Source organism: Streptococcus sp. k-402, assembly GCF_013277515.1.
Lineage (GTDB): Bacteria > Bacillota > Bacilli > Lactobacillales > Streptococcaceae > Streptococcus.
The window spans coordinates 294,104-312,374 of the sequence record NZ_VMNB01000004.1; the positions used below are offsets into that span (position 1 = coordinate 294,104).

An 18,271-nucleotide genomic window follows, 5' to 3' on the forward strand; every position below is an offset into this window, starting at 1 on the left:
TACTTTTTATAGGACTGTGCAAGGAGAAAGCTCCTAGTCTGACAAAATTCCGACCTGCTCCACAAAGCGCATAAAGGCTGCCTGTCCTTGTTCTGTCTGCTTGTAGACTCCTGCGTCCTCAAGCACACGTGCAAAGATAGCACCAACAGAGTCCTTGACGATTTCAAGGGCTCTTTCTTTATCCGCTAGATCTGGATGTTGGACTTTGAGTTGGTCTGCCCATTCCTGATGATAATCGGCAACTGTAACAGCTTCTCCTACAAGATAGCTAGCGACTTGCTCCACTTCTGCTTTCAGACGTGGTGGCAAGATTGCCAAGCCCATGACCTCAATCAAGCCGATATTTTCCTTCTTGATATGTTGAACATCTTTGTGGGGATGATAGATGCCATCAGGATGTTCTGCAGAAGTCTGATTGTCTCGCAAGACTAAGTCCAACTCAAATTGTCCATCGCGTTTACGAGCAATTGGTGTGATGGTGTGATGCGGTATCCCGTCTGTTTCTGCCAAAATCTGCACTGCAGGATCTGAATACTGGCGCCATTCCTGCAAAATCTTGTCAGCCAAGTTGATCAAATCCTCTTTGGAATCCGAAGTCAAACGCAACACTGACATGGGCCACTTGACAATCCCAGCCTTAACCTGCTCAAAACCTGCAAATCGAAAGGTCTTTTGCAAGGGAGCCAATTCCATAGGAAATACGTGACGGCCTCCCTGATAGTGATCATGAGTTAGAATAGAGCCCCCCACAATCGGCAAGTCGGCATTAGATCCAGCAAAATATCCTGGAAACTGCTCTACGATAGCCAGCAGACGCTCAAAACTCTGACGACTAATGGCCATGGGACGATGCTGGCCATCTAAGAAAATACAGTGCTCATTAAAATAAGCATAGGGCGAATACTGGAAGCCCCACTCCTGACCAGCCATTTCAAAGCGGATAATACGGTGATTGCTACGGGCTGGGTGGTTAACTCGACCATGGTAGCCCTCATTCTCTAGACAAAGCTGACATTGAGGATAATTACTAGCTTGCACCAACTTGGCTGCCGCAATCTCTTTCGGATCCTTTTCAGGCTTAGAGAGATTGATGGTAATCTCAAGTTCTCCGTAGTCAGATGGAACACGATAAGCAATATTTTTAGCAATGGCCTTGAGTTTTATGTAGTCATTTTTCTGACTGAGTTGGTAAAAATCCTCTATCGCTTGCTCAGGAGAGTAGGCATAGGTTGCCCAAAAGTCACGATTGATCTGACTCGGACAAGGGGTCACCAAATCCATCAGTTCAGCACCAAGGATTTCACGTGCAGTCTGACTATCCTCAATCGTCTCTAATCGAACGGCTTCCTCAACCAGCTGGTCCTTGAGGTCAATCAATTTATCCAGATTGGTCTCAACTTCCAAAACACCATCTCCCACTCGTGCCAAGACACGATTGGTCAGGTAGATTCGATCCATTTCCTCAAATGAACTTTCAGAAATGACATGTGTTACAAATTTATCTACTAAGGTCACTATAGAGCCTCCTTTTGACTAGTCAAGGACGCGAGTGCCACCTGCAACTTCAGCGATATAGAAGCTTGGAGCGTATCCAACTACTTCCTCGTAGTGTTTGCCTACAGCTTCCTTAAAGGCATCAACAGCATCTTTTTGCACCAAGGCAATGGCACATCCACCAAAACCTGCCCCTGTCATACGAGCACCGAGAACTCCTTCTTGTGCCCAAGCTGTGTGAACAAGAGTATCCAATTCCAAACCAGTTACTTCATAGTCATGCTCTAGGGAAACGTGTGACGCATTCATCAAACGACCAAATCTTTCCAAATCTCCTGCTTGAAGAGCTGCTTGAGCTTTAAGGGTACGTTGGTTTTCAATTACAGCATGGCGAGCACGTTTCAAACGATTTTCATCTTTAATCAGATAGCTATATTGGTCAAAGGCCCACTCGTCCAATTCACCCAGGGTCTGAATATCTAAGGCTACTTGCAATTCTTCCACTGCTTTTTCACACTCAGCACGGCGTTCATTGTATTTAGAGTCCGCCAATTCACGGCGTTTGTTAGTGTTCATGATAACAACGACATTGTCCTTCAAATCAAGTGGCACCAAGTCGTATTCTAAAGTATTGGTATCTAGGTAAATTGCACGTTGGTCAGCTCCCATACCAATAGCAAATTGGTCCATAATGCCAGAGTTGACTCCGATAAAGTTATTTTCTGTTTGTTTTCCGATTTTAACCAAATCGAGACGCTCTAATTTTAAATCAAAGAGATGCTCTGCCACGACCCCTGTCAAGAGTTCCAAGGATGCTGAAGAAGACAAACCAGCACCATTTGGGATATTCCCATAAACATAAAAATCAAAACCTTTATCAATCACGTGCCCAGCTTCTTGCAAGAAATGAAGAACTCCTTTTGGATAATTGGTCCAGTTATGCTCTTTTTCAAACTTGAGGTCAGCTAGAGGCACTTCGATAATGCCCTTGTCCTCAAAGTTAGCTGAGTAGAAACGCAAGACTTGGTCGTCACGCTTACGAGCTGCACCGTAAGTTCCCAAGGAAATAGCAGCTGGAAAAACGTGCCCACCGTTGTAGTCTGTGTGCTCACCAATCAAGTTGATACGACCTGGTGAAAAGAAAGTTTGGTCTGCATCTTGACCAAAAACAGCAAGAAAGTCTTTACGAAGAGCTTCAGCAGTAAGATCTTGTGTCATATGATTTCTCCTTTGACTGTCCGTTAAGTTACCTTAACGTGTAATCGTTTTCTTCTATTGTATCCAAGGGATTTCCCAAGGTCAATCCTTTTTACTAAAATTTTACTAAACTATCAGTAAAATACAGAAAAATATGATATACTAACCTTAAAGAAGGAGGATTTATGGCTACCTTAAAAGACATTGCACAGCTAGCCTCTGTCTCAATCGCGACCGTATCCCGTGTCCTCAATCGCGACCAGAGCCTATCTGTTACAGAAGAAACCAGACACCGTATTTTAACTATTGCTGAAGAGTTGGGCTACACCAAACACCTCAAGACAGGCGAGTCCCACAAACCCAAGCAAAAGATTGCCATTATCCAATGGGTCAGCGAACAAGGGGAGCTGGACGACCTCTACTACTACCAGATTCGCCTGGGTATTGAAAAAAGAGCCCAGGAGTTGGACTACGATATCTTGCGCTATTTTAATGACCATCCTTTTACCCTAAGCGAGGAAGTGATTGGGATTCTCTGTATCGGAAAGTTTAGCCGAGCTCAGATTTCTGCCTTTGAAGAATACCAAAAACCTCTTGTATTTATAGACAGCGATACACTTTCACTGGGACATACCTGCATTATCACGGACTTTTACACTGCCATGAAACAGGTTGTCGATTATTTCCTCAGTCAAGGGGTGAATCGCATTGGAATTCTAACAGGTCTTGAAGAAACAACCGACCAAGAAGAAATCATTGAGGATAAGCGGCTGGAAAATTTCAGAAACTACAGTCAAACAAAAGGAATCTATCATGATGAATTGGTCTTTCAAGGAAGCTTTACTGCCCAGTCTGGCTATGACTTGATGAAGGAGGCCATTCAGAGTTTAGGAGACCAACTCCCACCAGCCTTTTTCGCAGCCAGCGATAGTTTAGCTATCGGTGCCCTCCGTGCCCTCCAAGAAGCTGGAATCAGCCTGCCAGACCGCGTCAGTCTTATTTCCTTTAACGACACCAGCCTGACCAAGCAAGTCTATCCTCCCCTCTCCAGCATCACCGTCTATACCGAAGAAATGGGCCGAGCGGGCATGGATATTCTTAACAAGGAAGTCCTCCACGGTCGCAAAATTCCTAGCCTGACCATGCTGGGAACCAGACTGACTTTAAGAGAGAGTACTCTGCCATAACTCCCACAAATTAAACATGACAAAAATCCTAATAGAGAGTCTCAAATCTCCATTAGGATTTTCTTTTTTAATCCATCACAATCATAGACTTAATGGTCTTACGTTCATCCATGTCTTTATAAGCTTGATCAATATCTTCTAATTTATAGCTTGAAGTAAAGACACGGCCTGGGTTGATATCGCCATCAAGAACGGCTTTTAGTAAAAATTGCTTATCGTAGGTTGTCGCAGAAGCTGCCCCTCCTGCTACAGAGATATTTTGCATAAATGTCGAACCAAGAGCACGATTATTATAGTGTGGGACTCCTACAAATCCCATACGCCCTCCATTATGGAGAACACCTAGCGCCTGTTCTATAGCAGCCTCCGTACCAACACACTCAAGTGCTGCGTCTGCTCCACCATCGAGAATTTCACGCACCTTGGCAATACCTTCTTGACCTCGCTCAGCTACAATAGCTGTCGCACCCGACTCCAGAGCCATCTTTTGGCGATCTTCATGACGGCTCATAAGGATAATTTGCGATGCTCCACACATCTTAGCCGCGATGACAGCACATTGACCAACAGCCCCATCACCGATGACCACAACCTTATCACCTTTTTGAACATTTGCAACACGCGCCGCATGATAGCCTGTCGGCATGACATCTGCAAGAGTCAAGAGGGACTTTAGCATACCTTCTGTGTAGTCAGAAGGTTGTCCAGGGATTTTAACCAGCGCCCAGTTTGCATAGTGAAAACGAATATATTCCGCCTGAAAATCGCCCCCCAAGTTATTACCAATATGATTGTCGCAAGAGCCGTCAAAGCCAGCAAGACAGGCATCACACTCACCACATCCATGGGTAAAAGGGACGATGACAAAGTCACCTTGTTTCACCGTCGTAATGGCTTCCCCAGTTTCTTCGACAATCCCAATCGCTTCGTGTCCACTATTTTTGTGTCCAGCTTTCGTTTCTGGATTACGGTACCTCCATAAATCTGAACCACAAACGCGCGAACTACACGAATAATCACATCATCTGCGTCTATAATTTGCGGACGTTCAATGCTAGCAAGTCCAACCTGGCCTGCCTTCGTATATACTGCTGATTTCATTTAAAATTTTCCTTCCTTATAAAATTTAATTTTGAGATTTAAACGATTTAAAGCTGTCTGTAGCTGAGACAAGCGCTCCTCTAATTTTTTCTTTTCCTCTTCTAAAATACCAAGTCTTTTCTCTCTCGTTTCATCCCCTTTTTGATAGAGCGACATATAGTCAACTAAACTATCTACAGAGACACCCGCCGAACGAAAACACTTAATAAATTCCAGCGCTTCTATATCCTGATCTTGAAAATCACGAATCCCTGTTGCAGTTCGAGTAATCGGTGGCACAAGACCAACCCGTTCATAATACCGAATCGTATCCGCTGAAATTCCCAACAAATCACTGGCAGATTTAATATTCATAGGCTAACCTCCTCTCATTTCATTCACTGAGTTTAAGCTACTCTAACTCACTTATCTTATTATATAACTTTGAGTTGACTCCAAGTCAAGCATTTTGCACCTAATCGAAAAATTTTTATCATTAGCAATCATATATCTGGAGTTTATACAATGCTCTTCTCTTACCAATTTTTGAAATATTTAAATAATAAAGAAATTACTCTATTCCAAATAAGATAGTACCCAAGTATTTTTCACTTTTTTCTAATGTTGATGCTCATAACTCCGTTCCAAGTCACACACCTTTCGCTTATGGGTTTGGTGAGTTTCTAGGTCAGCATCAATTTCAATGGTAATATTTTGAAAACCACAATCTTTTAGGAAAATTCGAATAGACTCTTTACAAGTTTCCATACGTTCCATTTCTTTTAGACAAACATGGACAATGGCATTTTTTTCCAAAGCATCCATAGTCCAGAGATTAAGCTGATTAAGGCTGGCCACATTGTCCAATCGCTCCAGGCCACTCTTTACTTGCTTGATATCAAGACCTTCTGGCACAGCATCCAAGAAAATCTTGAGTGTAGACCAAAAACGTGGAAGGGCTTTTGAAAGAATAAAGAAAGAAATGACAAGGGACAAAAGAGGATCTAGGATATACCAGTCCGTAAATCGAAGAACAATCGCCATCAGGATAACAGCTACCCACCCTAGCGTATCTTCCAGAAAATGCAGACTCAGAATAGACTCATTCTTTGTCTTTCCCTTACCAACCACCAGACTCGCTAACAGATTGATAGTAATCGCAATAATTCCTAACCAGAGAATCCCCTCATCATTGACTGGTTGCGGATGCAAAATCTTCGTGACATTTTCCAAAATGACTAGAACAGAGCCCGTGACGAGAATCACAGCTGTTACCAAGGCTCCTAGCAGGCTAAACCGCTTATAGCCCAAGGTGTACTGATTGTCTTCTTCACGATTGGAGATTGTTTCTAGAAAAGCTGATATTCCAATTGCAATCGCATCTCCCAAGTCATGCACAGAGTCAGCAAGAACAGCGCTAGAACCAAATACTCCACCTGCAATAAACTCAACAATGGCATAAGTCAAATTTAAGAAAAAAGCCACCCAAACAGCATATTTTGCCTTCATATTTCTCATTCCTTTGTTATAATAGATTTATGAACACCTTGTTCATTATCATTATCCACTAAAACTCAAAGAAAGGATAGAAGCAAAACGTCAGCTTTATTCAGTTCTGAACAATTTGCCTTAAGTGTCCATATGACTAACATTGACCGCCGTATCAGCAAAACCAAAAAAGCCATCTATCAAACTTTTATACAACTTTTGAATGCTAAGGGCTACGAGGCCACTACTGTTCAGGATATCATTGATCTCGCAGATGTGGGACGATCCACCTTTTACTGTCACTATGAGAGTAAGGAGCTTCTTCTGGACCAGCTCTGCCGCTACCTCTTCCATCATCTTTTTGAAAGAGAGCAAGCCATTTCAACCGAGGACTACCTCGCCCACCTCTTTCTCCATTTTCATAAAAACCAAGACCATATCACCAGTCTGCTATTTTCCAAAAATGACTACTTCCTCCGTCAACTCCATAAAGAGCTTGAGCACCACGTCTATCCCATGCTGGCTGCTGATTTGAAGCAAACTCACCCAAGTCTACCTACTTCTTACCTCCAACATTTTGTCGTAACTAACTTTATCGAAACATTGACCTGGTGGCTCAAAAAAGGTCAAGATTTCACAGACCAGGAAGTTGTCCAATTTTATCTAGACCTTCTCATTCCTAAAAATTGAATATAGAGTAAAGCTTCAGTTGTCTTATTTCTAGGTTACTGAGTTTTTTATCTTTTCAACAACAAAAGAGGACCCGCCGATCCTCTTTTTCATACTATAAATCCTTGATTTTCAACTCTATCTGTTTTAATCTAAATCTCAAAACAGTACTTTTAAACATCTTTTCCTAGTTAGGTAAGTCAATATTCTGCTTAGCAGCCTTGCTCCACTGATACCAACCAACTAGACTGTTGATGAGATAAATCAGGTATTTCCCTTGAATTTGCAGGCTTTCTCCCCACCAGAGATAGATTGAAAAGACATTGGTAGCTGCCCAGAATATCCACTGTTCACGGTAAACAGCTGTCATGAGGATTTGCCCTACCCCATTGGTCGCATCGGTGATTGAATCACGATAGGGACGATTGGCACCAATAGACTGATAAATAAAGCCAAAGGCCAACCACCAAAGAACACTAATGGAAAGATACTTTGTCCAGCCCTTGCCGTCCAGTTTACGTGCAACAAACTCCTGCTTTTCTTTCTTAAACTGTGCCTGATAAATCCAAACTAGAAGTCCAATCGGTTGCATGACTGTGAAGTAAATTGTCGTCAACACCTCACCATAGAAGCCTTTTTGAAGGGCAAGCACCAGATAAATGATGGAATTAATCAAAACAAATAGGTAGTTACTAGCACGACCTTCAGCTTCTCAAAGAGCAGAAAAAAGGTTAGTAAGGCTTGAGAGATGAATCATTTTAAAGGCAAACAATTCCAACAAGACGTCATCATTGTCGCTGTTGGTTATTACCTACGTTACAATCTGAGCTATCGTGAAGTTCAGGAATTGCTTTATGACCGTGGAATAAATGTTTGTCACACTACGATTTATCGGTGGGTTCAAGAATACAGTAAAATCCTCTATCATCTCTGGAAAAAGAAAAATAAACAGTCCTTCTATTCGTGGAAAATGGATGAAACCTATATCAAAATTAAGGGGCGTTGTCATTATCTCTATCGAGCGATTGATGCGGACGGTTTAACATTGGATATCTGGTTACAAAAGAAACGTCGAGCAGACGATAACAGCTATAAGTTAGAAGATACCGCCTATCAAGAAGATAAAGCACGCAAAGCAGAAACCGAAGATAAGCTAGCTATTGAAGCAATGAAAAACAAGTACACCACGCTATTGCTAGAAAATATGTTGCTAAGTCCGTTTGAAATGCAAGATACAAAAATCATGGCAGGATTGCAAGTCCATGTTTACCCCCTCTATGACGAACTGAAAGAATTAAGAAGGCTAAATAGTGTTAAAGACCACTTGTCTTATGTTGCCAGCAGACGTGAAGAATATTCTAAGCATAATATCGTACGCTACCTCAAAAAAGCCATTGAACAATATCTACCAAAGGTTAAAAGGCAGGACTTAAACCATGAGTGAAGACTTAAAAACGATCAAAGAGCTGGCGGATGAGTTGAGTGTTACAAAACAAAATATTCAATATCACTACCAAAGGTTACCAAAAGAATTACAGCTTAAAAGTTCCAATGGGTCTAATCTAATAAATTCTAAAGCAGAAAAAATAATTTTAGGTAAAGTAGAAAGTAGTAGCAAATCAAATACCAAAGACCAACAAATAGAAAAACTAACTAATTTGTTAGACCAGTAACAACGATTAGCCTTGCAAGATAAAAAGTTGCTAGAAGAATACAAGGCGGAAAATGATAACTTAAAAGCCCTCAAAATGCCCTCACAGGAAACAGAATTCAAACACTTAGACAATCAATATAAAGATGAAGTGAACGCTCTTAAAGAGAAGTTGGAAAATTTGCAGGAACAAATCAAAGATCAAAAAAGGATAGAAGAACAAGAAAAACCAATAAAATGGTGGGGACTATGGCGAAAATAGATGATTCAGTTAAAAAGAAAGTTCCAGAATTGCGATTTAAAGGATTCACGGATGAATGGGAACAGCGTAAGTTGGGAGACGAAGTTCGAATAGTGATGGGACAGTCTCCTAATTCAGAAAATTATACTGATGATCCTAATGGGCGCTAAAAATGCGAAGACCTATGAAGACCTATTTTGTATTAGTCAAACAAAAAATCCAAAAGAAATGGTATATGATTATGACCATGAAACAAAGTAAAATCAAACCGAGTGATCTGAGGAAGCACCCGATGATCATGAAACGTTATTAAACACAAAAGTCACCCATGTGAGTTCTTGCCAGAAGCTGAAGTTAATCCTTCAACCTGGAAAACCCGCAGAGGTGACTTTTTCTATACATCTCGATTTTTCTGGCAATAATCATTAACCGATAAATATGTCTGTGAATCACCCAGCGACTCCGCTATGTCCATAATCCGCGGTGGTAGTAATCCCACTCGCTGGACAAGTTCGTGATTGCTGAACAATTCCCGTGGACTGCCGGCGAAGCCAAACTTCCCGTGTTCCATAACATACACCGACTCAAACTCGGCGGCGACCCAATCCATGTCATGGGTGATGGTCACAACTTGGTGGCCCGAATCAGCCAACTGATGGAAAATTGCGGTCAACTTGCGCCGGCTTTCCCAATCAAGCGACATCATCGGCTCATCAAATAAATAAATCGCCGGATCCACTGCCAAAACTGTGGCAACGCTCAACAGCTTGCGTTCCGACAATGACAGGTCATATGGACTTTCAGCTGTTTTATCATCCAAGCCAACTCTTTTTAGAGCCGCTAAAGCCCGCCTCGTAATCGTGTCGTGGTCATCCATGACCTGCGCGACATTCCACTCCACCTCTCGTTGAACGGTCGGGTTGAAAAGCTGATCGTCAGGATTCTGAAAAGTAATCCCAACCTTCAGTAACTTTTCGACTGGTTTAAGATCATTAAAATTTTCTCCATCGATCTTAATCACACCGGTTTGTGGTGTCAGCAAGCCCGTCAACAATTTGAAGAGCGTTGATTTGCCGGCACCATTTTGGCCGACAATCGCCACCATCGGATCGGCGAAGTGTTTGTCTTCAACATCCAAGCTAAAGGACCGTTCCGGATAAGTGAACGTCAGGTGGCTCAGTTCAATTGTGGACATAACGAACCTCCTTCAGATCAGCGTAATTCACCGGATACCGGCCATCAGCCAAGTGCCAATCCATTTTTTGAGCAAGTTGCTGGATTGTCGGGGCTGGAATCTGCCAGTCAGTTGCCAAATGATTAAACACCTCACCCGGCCTGCCCTGGGCTACCATTTGACCCTCGTGCAACACCCACACAACGTCGGCGACTTCGCACAAATCGTCAATTTCACTGGTGACAATGAAGACAGTCGTCTCTTTGACTTGGGCCAGCCATTGGAAAAATTGCCGGCGGCCAAGGGGATCCATCTCACTGGTCGGATCATCCATAATCAAAACAGCTGGATTAGCCACAATCGCCGTGGCAATTGCCAACCGCTGGATCTGACCACCGGAAAGGCTCTCGGGACGCAAATTCAGCTGTTCAATCAGCCCCATTTGCGTGGCAACTTCTTCAACCCGTTTTTGAATCAGTCCTTCAGCCATTCCCTGATTAATCAAGTCAAAGGCGATTTCATCGGCAACCGTGTCTGCCAACCCGCTTAGTTGGCCAGCTGGATTTTGCAGTACAACTCCATTCATGGCATTATAAACGGGCCAATTGTCGGACACTCTCTGGCCAAACATGTGCCAATCGCCCTCAATCTCAGCAGACACAATTTTGGGAATGACCCCTGCCAGCACACGGCACAAAGTCGATTTGCCGGAGTGGCTATTCCCGATAATCCCAACCACCTGGCCGGTATGAACCTCCGCGTTAATCTGACGCAGTTGTGGTTGCTCAGTACCCGGATAACGGGTGGTCAAATTTTCAATTACAATCCTTTTATCTTCGTCCATATCTTCCACCCAATCAATAAAATTGCCAATCCAGTCAGACCAATGTGCAGCGTCCGCGACAGGCGATACACGCGCTGGGAGGTTCTGACAGTCCGGTTGAGATTATCAAAACCTCTCAGTTGGAGAGAAATCGACCGCGTCATCGATTGATCCAAGGTCTTAATCACCAATGGAATTAGAACCGGCAGGACTGACTTTAATTTCTGAATCAACGTTTTTTGCGGATTGGTTCCGCGAACTTTTTGTGCCTGCTGGATTTTCCGCATATTGCGCATCATTTCCGGCAAAATATAACACACCGACATCAAAACGTAGACGGTTTTATAAGACAATCCGGACAGTTCCAAATAGGCCGCGTTTTCTGAAATACTCGTGGTCACCATAAAAAAGCCACTGGTCAAAATAATCACCAATACTCGACAACCCAGAGTGGTGGCGTAAATCAGGCCTTCTTTGTAGAACGACACCCCAAGCACAGAAAACAGCACAGTTTGATTCCGACTGTAAAATAACCCTTGGATGATCAGCATGGTGCAAATCAGAAACAGGCTGAATCCCAGCGCCTTAAAGGTGGTAGAACTCAATTTGGAAAATAACAATAGCAGTGTTGCGACAAGAATTAATCCGGCCTGAAGCAATAAATTCATACTGGCAAAACTCAACAACGTCATGTCCAAGATGAACAAGAGCTTAGTAATCGGATCGATCACCTGGTACCACTTGAGCTTGACCCGTGGCGCTCCAGAAATCAATGTTTTATCAGTCATCATTTATCATCGCTAAAGAAGTGCACCATCCGCTTCGGTAGCTGACGATAGATGAAGAATGCCAGGTAGGCCACGCAGACTTTATCCAAAATATCCAAGACAAACTCATCGGTAAATGAGGCCAGCCACACTGGTACATGATTGGCGACCATTACCGCAAACAATAAGTCACCCCAAGCGATACCGGTCTGACCACCCCAAAAGATGACGTTGAGTGGCGTTGAAATGACAGCTGAAACGATGGCAATAATAATAGCAGAAACAAATACTCGTCGCGCTGACGAGAACCACCCTTTGGCGTGCAAAACTCCGACAGCAATCCCAATTCCGATGCTGGTAATCGCATACACGGTTGAAATTGGCGATAAGGTCAGCCCATAGATCACGTTGTTGATGAAACCACTAATGGCACCGGCAACCGGCCCAACCAACATGCTGGCAAGAAAGGTTCCCAAAGACCCCAGCCAAACGGGCAACTTTAATCCCTCCGCCAAGGCTTTGGCAACATAGTTAATCCCCACGGCAGCGGGAATCAAAGTCATGGTGGCAGCACTTAACTTAAATTTCCACATACTGGTACGATGAATCGGTTCTGTTTTCATAATCTTCTCCTTTTGTTTTTAAAGAGCCGTGTCTGGATAGACTTTCGGACGCAAGGCTCTATTAGATAATGAACTGTCTATACACAAGATTTCTAACCTTAGTCGACATGAGTTGAAAATCCTTATTTGTTAAGTAGTTCACAACACATTATACACCTATTTTATGAATAGCCAAGTGTGTTTACAGTTAAATTTTAGAAATTCCTGAAAATTTTCTCTTTCTTTCCATTTTAAGTGACATTCAGTAATTCTCACCTCAAAAAAGCCCAGACGACATTGTCTGAGCAGTTTTCTATATAGTCGTTTAACAAAGTTGAGTTTGACATTTTCAAACTATTTCTTCAACAAACCTTGTTCTTGTAGAAACTCCTTGGCTACTTGTTCTGCTGACTTGCCTTCAACACCGACTTTGTAGTTGAGCTGGCTCATCTGGCTTTCTGTAAACTTACCAGCCAATTTATTAAGAACAGTTTCCAACTCTGGATGTTTCTTGAGAAGAGCTTCTTTCATGAGTGGAGCCCCTTGATAAGGTGGGAAGAGTTGCTTGTCATCTTCCAAGACCTGTAAATCATAACGCGCCAATTCCGCATCAGTCGAATAGGCATCCGTGATTTGAATATCACCTGACTGAATAGCTTGATAGCGAAGGGCTGGCTCCAGGGTTGTCACATTGAGGTTAAGGCCGTAGAGAGTTTGCAAGCCCTTATTTCCATCCTCACGGTCATTAAATTCGAGAGTAAATCCTGCCTTCAGCTGTCCTTCCACTTTTTTCAAGTCCGAAATGGTCTTTAAGCCATATTCTTGAGCAATCTTTTTCGGAACAGCTACAGCGTAAGTATTTTGATAGGACATGGGTTTGAGATAGGCTAGATGATCCTGTTTGGCAATGCCATCACGCGCCACTTGATAAACCTGATCTGGTTCATGTTCCACTTTAGGTGATGGTTGAAGTAAACTTCCAGTAATCGTACCAGTAAACTCTGGATAAATGTCAATATCCCCTTTTTTCAGAGCTTCATAAAGAAAATTTGTTGCCCCAAAATTCGGTTTAACAGTCGCAGTCATGTTGGTATTTTCTTCAATGAGGAGTTTATACATATTGGCCAAAATTTCTGGTTCTGGCCCCAATTTCCCAGCAATAACCAAGTTTTCTTTCTCTTTTTGAGCTAAGAGGGCTGGACTATAAGACAGACCGAGCAATATGGTCACCAAGGCAAAACCAGAAAAAATCGTTCGCAATTTTGCCTTTTCCATCACTTTTAGTAGGAAGTTAAAGGCAATGGCAAGCACTGCAGAAGAAAGTGCCCCAATCAAAATCAGACTGGCATTATTACGGTCAATTCCCAAAAGGATAAAGGAACCCAGTCCCCCTGCCCCAATCAAGGCCGCCAAGGTTGCCGTACCGATAGTCAAGACAGCTGCCGTCCTAATTCCAGACATGATAACAGGCATGGCAAGTGGAATTTCAAACTTCTTGAGACGTTCCCATCTAGTCATCCCAAAGGCAATCCCAGCCTCTTGCAGACTCGGATCAATTCCCTTGAGTCCAGTGATGGTATTTTGCAAAATCGGGAAAATCGCATAAATCACTAGAGCTGTCAAAGCCGGCAAGGTTCCAATTCCCATCAAGGGGATAAAGAGCCCCAATAAGGCTAGAGACGGAATAGTCTGAAAAATACCTGCAATCTGCAAGACCCAGTCAGCTAACTTCTCATGATAGCGAAGAGAAACAGCCAAGGGAATCGAAATAAAAATAGCGAGTAACAAGGTCAACAGTGACAACTGTAAATGTTGAGATAGAGCTGTCAACCAATCACTAAAACGATCCTGAAAAGTTGTAATTAAATTAGTCATGAACACTACCTCCAAACAAGTCTGCTACAAAGTCTGTTGCAGGCGCTTTTAAAATCGTCTCGGGATTCGCCACCTGACGAATCTCTCCATCCTGCAAGACAGCAATACGGTCCGCCAATTTCAAGGCTTCATCCGTATCATGGGTTACAAAAATAGTTGTCATCCCAAACTCTTTATGCAATTCTTTCGTCAGAACCTGCAACTGTTTTCTCGAAATAGCATCAAGAGCCGAAAAAGGCTCATCCATGAGGAGAATCTTAGGCTGACCAATCATGGCTCGGACAATACCGACCCGTTGCTGTTCTCCACCAGATAATTCACTCGGAAGTCGATGCCCATACTCAGCCACTGGTAAACCAACCTTAGCCAAAAGCTCTTCTGTTTTCTGAGCAATTTCTTCCTTAGTCCAGCCCTTCATCTCAGGAATCAGGGCAATATTTTCCGCAACCGTTAGATTTGGAAAGAGAGCAATAGCCTGTAAAACATAACCAGTAGAAAGACGAAGCTCCCGCTCGTTATAGTCTTTGATGCGCTTGCCATCCATATAAATATTTCCGTCAGTTGGTTCCAAGAGACGGTTAATCATCTTAATCATGGTCGTCTTACCTGAGCCAGATGGCCCAACTAAAACCATAAACTCGCCATTATCAATCCGTAAATTAACATCTCTCAAAACATCTTTTTCTGTGTAACGTAAAGCTACATTTTTGTATTCAATCATTCTGTATCCTCAATTTAAAACTTCCCTCTATTGGTCAAGTCTGCTACCTTAGGTATGACTTCCTTATTATCCCAATGCTCCACAATTTTCCCGTTCTCTAAACGGAAGATATCGCACTGGGCACAGGCATCACCATCAATCTGAGTCTGACCAGAGCTAACCACATAGTTTCCTTGTCCTAAGAGTTGGAAAACAAAGTCGAAAGCGGCCTTTACTTATAAACAGCTAATTTGATCTATTTTAATCCTCATTTGCCTTCTCTTTCAGATTTGCCAAAATTCTTTCTTGAAAGGCTTCAAATTGCCGAATTTCTTCCTCTGAAAATCCTTTGTAAAAAATCGTATCCAATTTCTGACTGACACGATGCCCCACTTCTTTCTGGGACTTGCCTAACTCCGTTAAAACTAAATACTTCTTACGCTTGTCTTTCCCACACGGACTAACAATTACAAGCTTTTGTTCCTCTAACTTTTTTATCATAGTCGTCAGAGTATTATTCGCAAGCCCAGTTGCAAGCGCGATATCTGTCGCAGTTGCACAGCCAGTTTCACTATTCCATAAAACCGCTAAAATCTTGCCCTGTTCACCCCTATAAAGAGCCTCAGGATCTTGGCTCAGTAACTTTTGAAAAATCCTCCCATTCAACAAACGAATATGATGGGCTACCAAATGACTATCTTTCATGACACCTCCAATTTATTTCGATATCGAAACGAATAAGACAATTGTAACACTCATCATTCCATCTGTCAACTATTTCGATTTAGAAATAATTTTTCCCAGTAAAAAAATCTCCTACCCAAGGTAGAAGATTTCAATCTTATAAAACTTAATCCGTCATGTCCGAAACCAACGTTCGATGCTCCAATGGAATACTGCACATAACTAGCAAGAAAATGAAACCTGACTGAATCCAGAAGAGGGCCAAGTCAAAGATTCCATGCACAGCAACCACTGTAAGGAAAGACAGATAAAGACCGATAATCGGACGTTTCCCCGACTCCTGACTCATATCCATCATCAAGCGAACAGGAGCAACAGAAGATAAAACTAATAAAATGGTCCCCACAATTCCGTAACTCAGAATCGTATCAATATAAAGGCTGTGAGCATGTTCATGATAAGGAGCATTTATCCGAGGATACGAGTGCATGTAGGTCAATGGCCCCTCACCCCAAAAAGGATTTTGCTTAAACAAGGCCATCCCAGCATCCCAGATAGAAATGCGTTCTTCCATAGAAGAATCTAAAGTCCCCATCCGAACTCCCAAATCACTGGAAAAGAGGAAGCTCAAGCCAATCGCAAAGACCCCAATACTAAGCCAAAAGGCCTTCCAGTTTTTAATGGTCGTAAAGAGATAGATGATTGCTCCAGCGATAATAGCAGGAAATGCAGTTCGATTTTGCGTAAAGTTCAAACCAAAGAGATTCACAAAGCCTGCAATCACACAGAATACTTTCAACCAATTCAACTTGGTCGTTGTAAACAGATAGAAGGCAATCATGATACAGAAACAACAAATAATTCCATAATAATTAGGATTAAAGAAGGTCACTTCTGCACGATTCTGATGCCACACCTGCATATTGGGTGAAAGAAAAGCATAGTTGAATTTCTTCACAATTTGGAAATGTTCTAAACTCGCAAAAGCAGCTGACAAGACGCTACCAAACAAGACGAGCTGCAAAATCAATCGAAAGAATTTATGTGATAAAATCGACTGATAATGCAAAAAGAAAACAGTAAATAGAAAAATTCCTACTGAAGCTACAACTCCCATCCAATTTTGTGCAAAAACGGATATAACAGTACTATAGCCAAGAAAAAGAAGCAGCATCGGATGCTCCCCCATTTTCTGAAGAATACTTTTCATGTCTCCTGTAAAAATCAAACTAATAATATATAAACAGAATACAACTACAAAAAGATAAAAGGGTAAAAAGATACTCAGGATAATTCCCAATAAAATCAGCTCTTTACTAGACAACCCTTTCAGCTTTTCAATAAAGCCTATTGATTTCAAAACGAATCCTTTCTCTCCAAATCAGTTGATTCAGATAATAGTAAGCTATCCTATATTGTACCACTTTTTTAGCAATTTGAAAACAAAGGAAACGTTTACTAGGTAAAAAAGGGAGCAAACGTAACTTCTCAAAGTAACTTCCACTTGCCTGACCAAAGTGGAAATTAGTCTAAAACGGATTTTTATGGTGGAATTAAGTATGAGACGTTTGAATTAGAAATGAGGTCTACTATGACAAAACATAAACACCTTACCCTTTCAGACCGCAATGATATCCAACTGGGCTTAGAGCGCGGTGAAACCTTCAAAGCTATTGGACAATCCATTCTAAAAGACCCGACCACTGTTTCCAAAGAAGTCAAACGAAACAGACAAGTCCGAGAGTCTACATGCCATAACCTTCCTTGCCCTCTACTCGATAAGGCTCCCTTTGTCTGTAACGGTTGCCCTAAAAGAAGACAAAATTGTGGCTATAAGAAGATCTTCTACCTCGCTAAACAAGCTCAAAAACAATACGAACAAACTCTTGTCGAAGCTCGTGAAGGAGCTCCCCTCAATTCCAAGACCTTCTGGGACATGGACAAAGTCATTTCTGATGGTGTTAAAAAGGGACAACACATCTATCATATCCTCAAAACTCATAACCTTGATGTCAGCTCCTCAACCGTCTATCGACACATCCGAAAAGGATACCTATCTATCGCTCCTATTGACCTTGCTAGAGCCGTTAAATTCAAAGAAAGACGGAAAAGTAAGCTACCTTCCATCCCTAAAGAAGCTAAAAAAGGCCGTTCCTATGAGGATTTCCAAAACTATTTATCTCTTAATCAACTAGACTCTTGGCTGGAAATGGACACCGTTATGGGCAGGATGGGAGGGAAAGTCCTACTCACCTTCAATCTCTCTTTCTGTAACTTTATCTTCGCTAGACTTCTGGATAATAAAACTGCCCTTGAGGTTACCAAACACCTCTATGACATCAAGAACACTCTTCATCAAGCCGACAAAGATTTCTTCCAACTCTTCCCTGTCATCCTGACAGATAATGGTGGAGAGTTTGCCAGGGTCGATGATATCGAAATGGATGTGCGAGGAGAGAGTAAACTCTTCTTTTGTGACCCTAATCGCTCTGACCAGAAAGGGAGAATTGAGAAAAATCACACGCTGATTCGCGACATTCTACCTAAGGGAACTTCTTTTGATAACTTAACTCAAGAGGACATCAATCTCGTCTGTTCGCATGTCAACAGTGTCAAACGCGCTGCTTTGAATGGAAAGT

The 18,271-nt window shown here is 42.3% G+C and carries 19 protein-coding genes and 3 pseudogenes; 7 read left to right on the forward strand and 15 right to left on the reverse strand.

All coding sequences use genetic code 11. The features are described from left to right. Window positions 1-33: 33 nt before the first annotated feature. Both HT724_RS04210 and HT724_RS04215 read right to left on the reverse strand, forming a co-directional pair. The gene (locus tag HT724_RS04210) at window positions 34-1,515 is read right to left on the reverse strand and encodes a UDP-glucose--hexose-1-phosphate uridylyltransferase (protein ID WP_173276486.1); all 1,482 of its coding nucleotides are present in this window, start codon (window positions 1,513-1,515) and stop codon (window positions 34-36) included. 18 nt (window positions 1,516-1,533) lie between these two features. Then, on the reverse strand, window positions 1,534-2,712 hold the full coding sequence (locus tag HT724_RS04215; protein ID WP_173276485.1) for a galactokinase: 1,179 nt from the start codon (window positions 2,710-2,712) through the stop codon (window positions 1,534-1,536). Between the two features lie 164 nt (window positions 2,713-2,876). Between HT724_RS04215 and galR the strand changes: the two genes are divergently transcribed. Then, complete coding sequence (gene galR / locus HT724_RS04220) at window positions 2,877-3,878, forward strand: DNA-binding transcriptional regulator GalR (RefSeq protein ID WP_173276484.1); 1,002 nt, start codon at window positions 2,877-2,879, stop codon at window positions 3,876-3,878. 67 nt (window positions 3,879-3,945) lie between these two features. Here galR and HT724_RS04225 read toward each other — a convergent pair. The 3 genes and pseudogenes from HT724_RS04225 to czcD form a co-directional block, all read right to left on the reverse strand. Continuing rightward, window positions 3,946-4,979 (reverse strand): annotated as a pseudogene (locus HT724_RS04225) (zinc-binding dehydrogenase). Beyond that, window positions 4,980-5,333 carry a stress response transcriptional regulator NmlR gene (gene nmlR / locus HT724_RS04230; RefSeq protein WP_173276483.1) on the reverse strand — a complete coding sequence of 118 codons (354 nt, stop codon included), beginning with the start codon at window positions 5,331-5,333 and terminating at the stop codon, window positions 4,980-4,982. A 243-nt stretch (window positions 5,334-5,576) separates the two neighbouring features. Continuing rightward, the gene (gene czcD / locus HT724_RS04235; protein WP_050214563.1) at window positions 5,577-6,467 is read right to left on the reverse strand and encodes a cation diffusion facilitator family transporter CzcD; all 891 of its coding nucleotides are present in this window, start codon (window positions 6,465-6,467) and stop codon (window positions 5,577-5,579) included. 132 nt (window positions 6,468-6,599) lie between these two features. Between czcD and HT724_RS04240 the strand changes: the two genes are divergently transcribed. After that, entirely contained in the window at window positions 6,600-7,136 is a 537-nt protein-coding gene (locus tag HT724_RS04240) for a TetR/AcrR family transcriptional regulator (RefSeq protein WP_173276482.1), read from the forward strand. Window positions 7,137-7,302: 166 nt separating this feature from the next. Here the strand turns inward: HT724_RS04240 and pnuC are convergent. Next, a pseudogene (pnuC, locus tag HT724_RS04245) lies at window positions 7,303-7,824 on the reverse strand (nicotinamide riboside transporter PnuC); the annotation flags it as partial. Window positions 7,825-7,863: 39 nt separating this feature from the next. Here pnuC and HT724_RS10400 point away from each other — a divergent pair. The 4 genes from HT724_RS10400 to HT724_RS04270 are packed head-to-tail and all read left to right on the forward strand — an operon-like array spanning window position 7,864 to window position 9,177. Beyond that, window positions 7,864-8,559 (forward strand): IS6 family transposase, encoded by a 696-nt coding sequence (locus tag HT724_RS10400; RefSeq protein WP_275690535.1) that lies wholly within the window; start codon window positions 7,864-7,866, stop codon window positions 8,557-8,559. Beyond that, a complete protein-coding gene (locus tag HT724_RS04260; protein ID WP_001287839.1) occupies window positions 8,552-8,788 on the forward strand; it encodes a hypothetical protein in 237 nt (78 codons plus the stop codon). The genes HT724_RS10400 and HT724_RS04260 overlap by 8 nt, the downstream gene beginning before the upstream one ends. Window positions 8,789-8,800: 12 nt before the next feature. Continuing rightward, a complete protein-coding gene (locus HT724_RS04265; RefSeq protein ID WP_001152920.1) occupies window positions 8,801-9,028 on the forward strand; it encodes a hypothetical protein in 228 nt (75 codons plus the stop codon). After that, window positions 9,016-9,177: a hypothetical protein gene (locus HT724_RS04270; RefSeq protein ID WP_001062367.1), complete on the forward strand. Its 162-nt coding sequence runs from the start codon at window positions 9,016-9,018 to the stop codon at window positions 9,175-9,177. The genes HT724_RS04265 and HT724_RS04270 overlap by 13 nt, the downstream gene beginning before the upstream one ends. Before the next feature lie 224 nt (window positions 9,178-9,401). On the opposite strand, the gene HT724_RS04275 is transcribed toward HT724_RS04270, so the two are convergent. The 9 genes and pseudogenes from HT724_RS04275 to HT724_RS04315 all read right to left on the reverse strand — a co-directional run bounded on the left by HT724_RS04275 (window position 9,402) and on the right by HT724_RS04315 (window position 16,992). Next, window positions 9,402-10,202 (reverse strand): ABC transporter ATP-binding protein, encoded by an 801-nt coding sequence (locus HT724_RS04275; protein WP_000103848.1) that lies wholly within the window; start codon window positions 10,200-10,202, stop codon window positions 9,402-9,404. Beyond that, a complete protein-coding gene (locus tag HT724_RS04280) occupies window positions 10,189-11,025 on the reverse strand; it encodes an ABC transporter ATP-binding protein (RefSeq protein WP_125389182.1) in 837 nt (278 codons plus the stop codon). Before HT724_RS04280 ends, HT724_RS04275 begins: the two co-directional genes overlap by 14 nt. Continuing rightward, window positions 11,001-11,792, reverse strand: a complete 792-nt coding sequence (locus HT724_RS04285) for an energy-coupling factor transporter transmembrane component T (protein ID WP_173276481.1) — start codon at window positions 11,790-11,792, stop codon at window positions 11,001-11,003. The genes HT724_RS04280 and HT724_RS04285 overlap by 25 nt, the downstream gene beginning before the upstream one ends. After that, the gene (locus HT724_RS04290; protein ID WP_173276480.1) at window positions 11,792-12,394 is read right to left on the reverse strand and encodes an ECF transporter S component; all 603 of its coding nucleotides are present in this window, start codon (window positions 12,392-12,394) and stop codon (window positions 11,792-11,794) included. Before HT724_RS04290 ends, HT724_RS04285 begins: the two co-directional genes overlap by 1 nt. Before the next feature lie 333 nt (window positions 12,395-12,727). Continuing rightward, complete coding sequence (locus tag HT724_RS04295) at window positions 12,728-14,248, reverse strand: ABC transporter permease/substrate-binding protein (protein ID WP_173276479.1); 1,521 nt, start codon at window positions 14,246-14,248, stop codon at window positions 12,728-12,730. After that, the gene (locus HT724_RS04300; RefSeq protein WP_173276478.1) at window positions 14,241-14,969 is read right to left on the reverse strand and encodes an ABC transporter ATP-binding protein; all 729 of its coding nucleotides are present in this window, start codon (window positions 14,967-14,969) and stop codon (window positions 14,241-14,243) included. The genes HT724_RS04295 and HT724_RS04300 overlap by 8 nt, the downstream gene beginning before the upstream one ends. A 14-nt stretch (window positions 14,970-14,983) precedes the next feature. After that, window positions 14,984-15,172 (reverse strand): annotated as a pseudogene (locus HT724_RS04305) (polyketide cyclase); the annotation flags it as partial. A 37-nt stretch (window positions 15,173-15,209) separates the two neighbouring features. Next, a complete protein-coding gene (locus HT724_RS04310; protein WP_173276476.1) occupies window positions 15,210-15,653 on the reverse strand; it encodes a MarR family transcriptional regulator in 444 nt (147 codons plus the stop codon). A gap of 145 nt (window positions 15,654-15,798) precedes the next feature. Beyond that, window positions 15,799-16,992, reverse strand: a complete 1,194-nt coding sequence (locus HT724_RS04315) for an O-antigen ligase (RefSeq protein ID WP_064275733.1) — start codon at window positions 16,990-16,992, stop codon at window positions 15,799-15,801. Window positions 16,993-17,223: 231 nt separating this feature from the next. Between HT724_RS04315 and HT724_RS04320 the strand changes: the two genes are divergently transcribed. Next, on the forward strand, window positions 17,224-18,271 hold a 1,048-nt coding region (locus tag HT724_RS04320), incomplete at its 3' end, for an IS30 family transposase (RefSeq protein ID WP_173293550.1).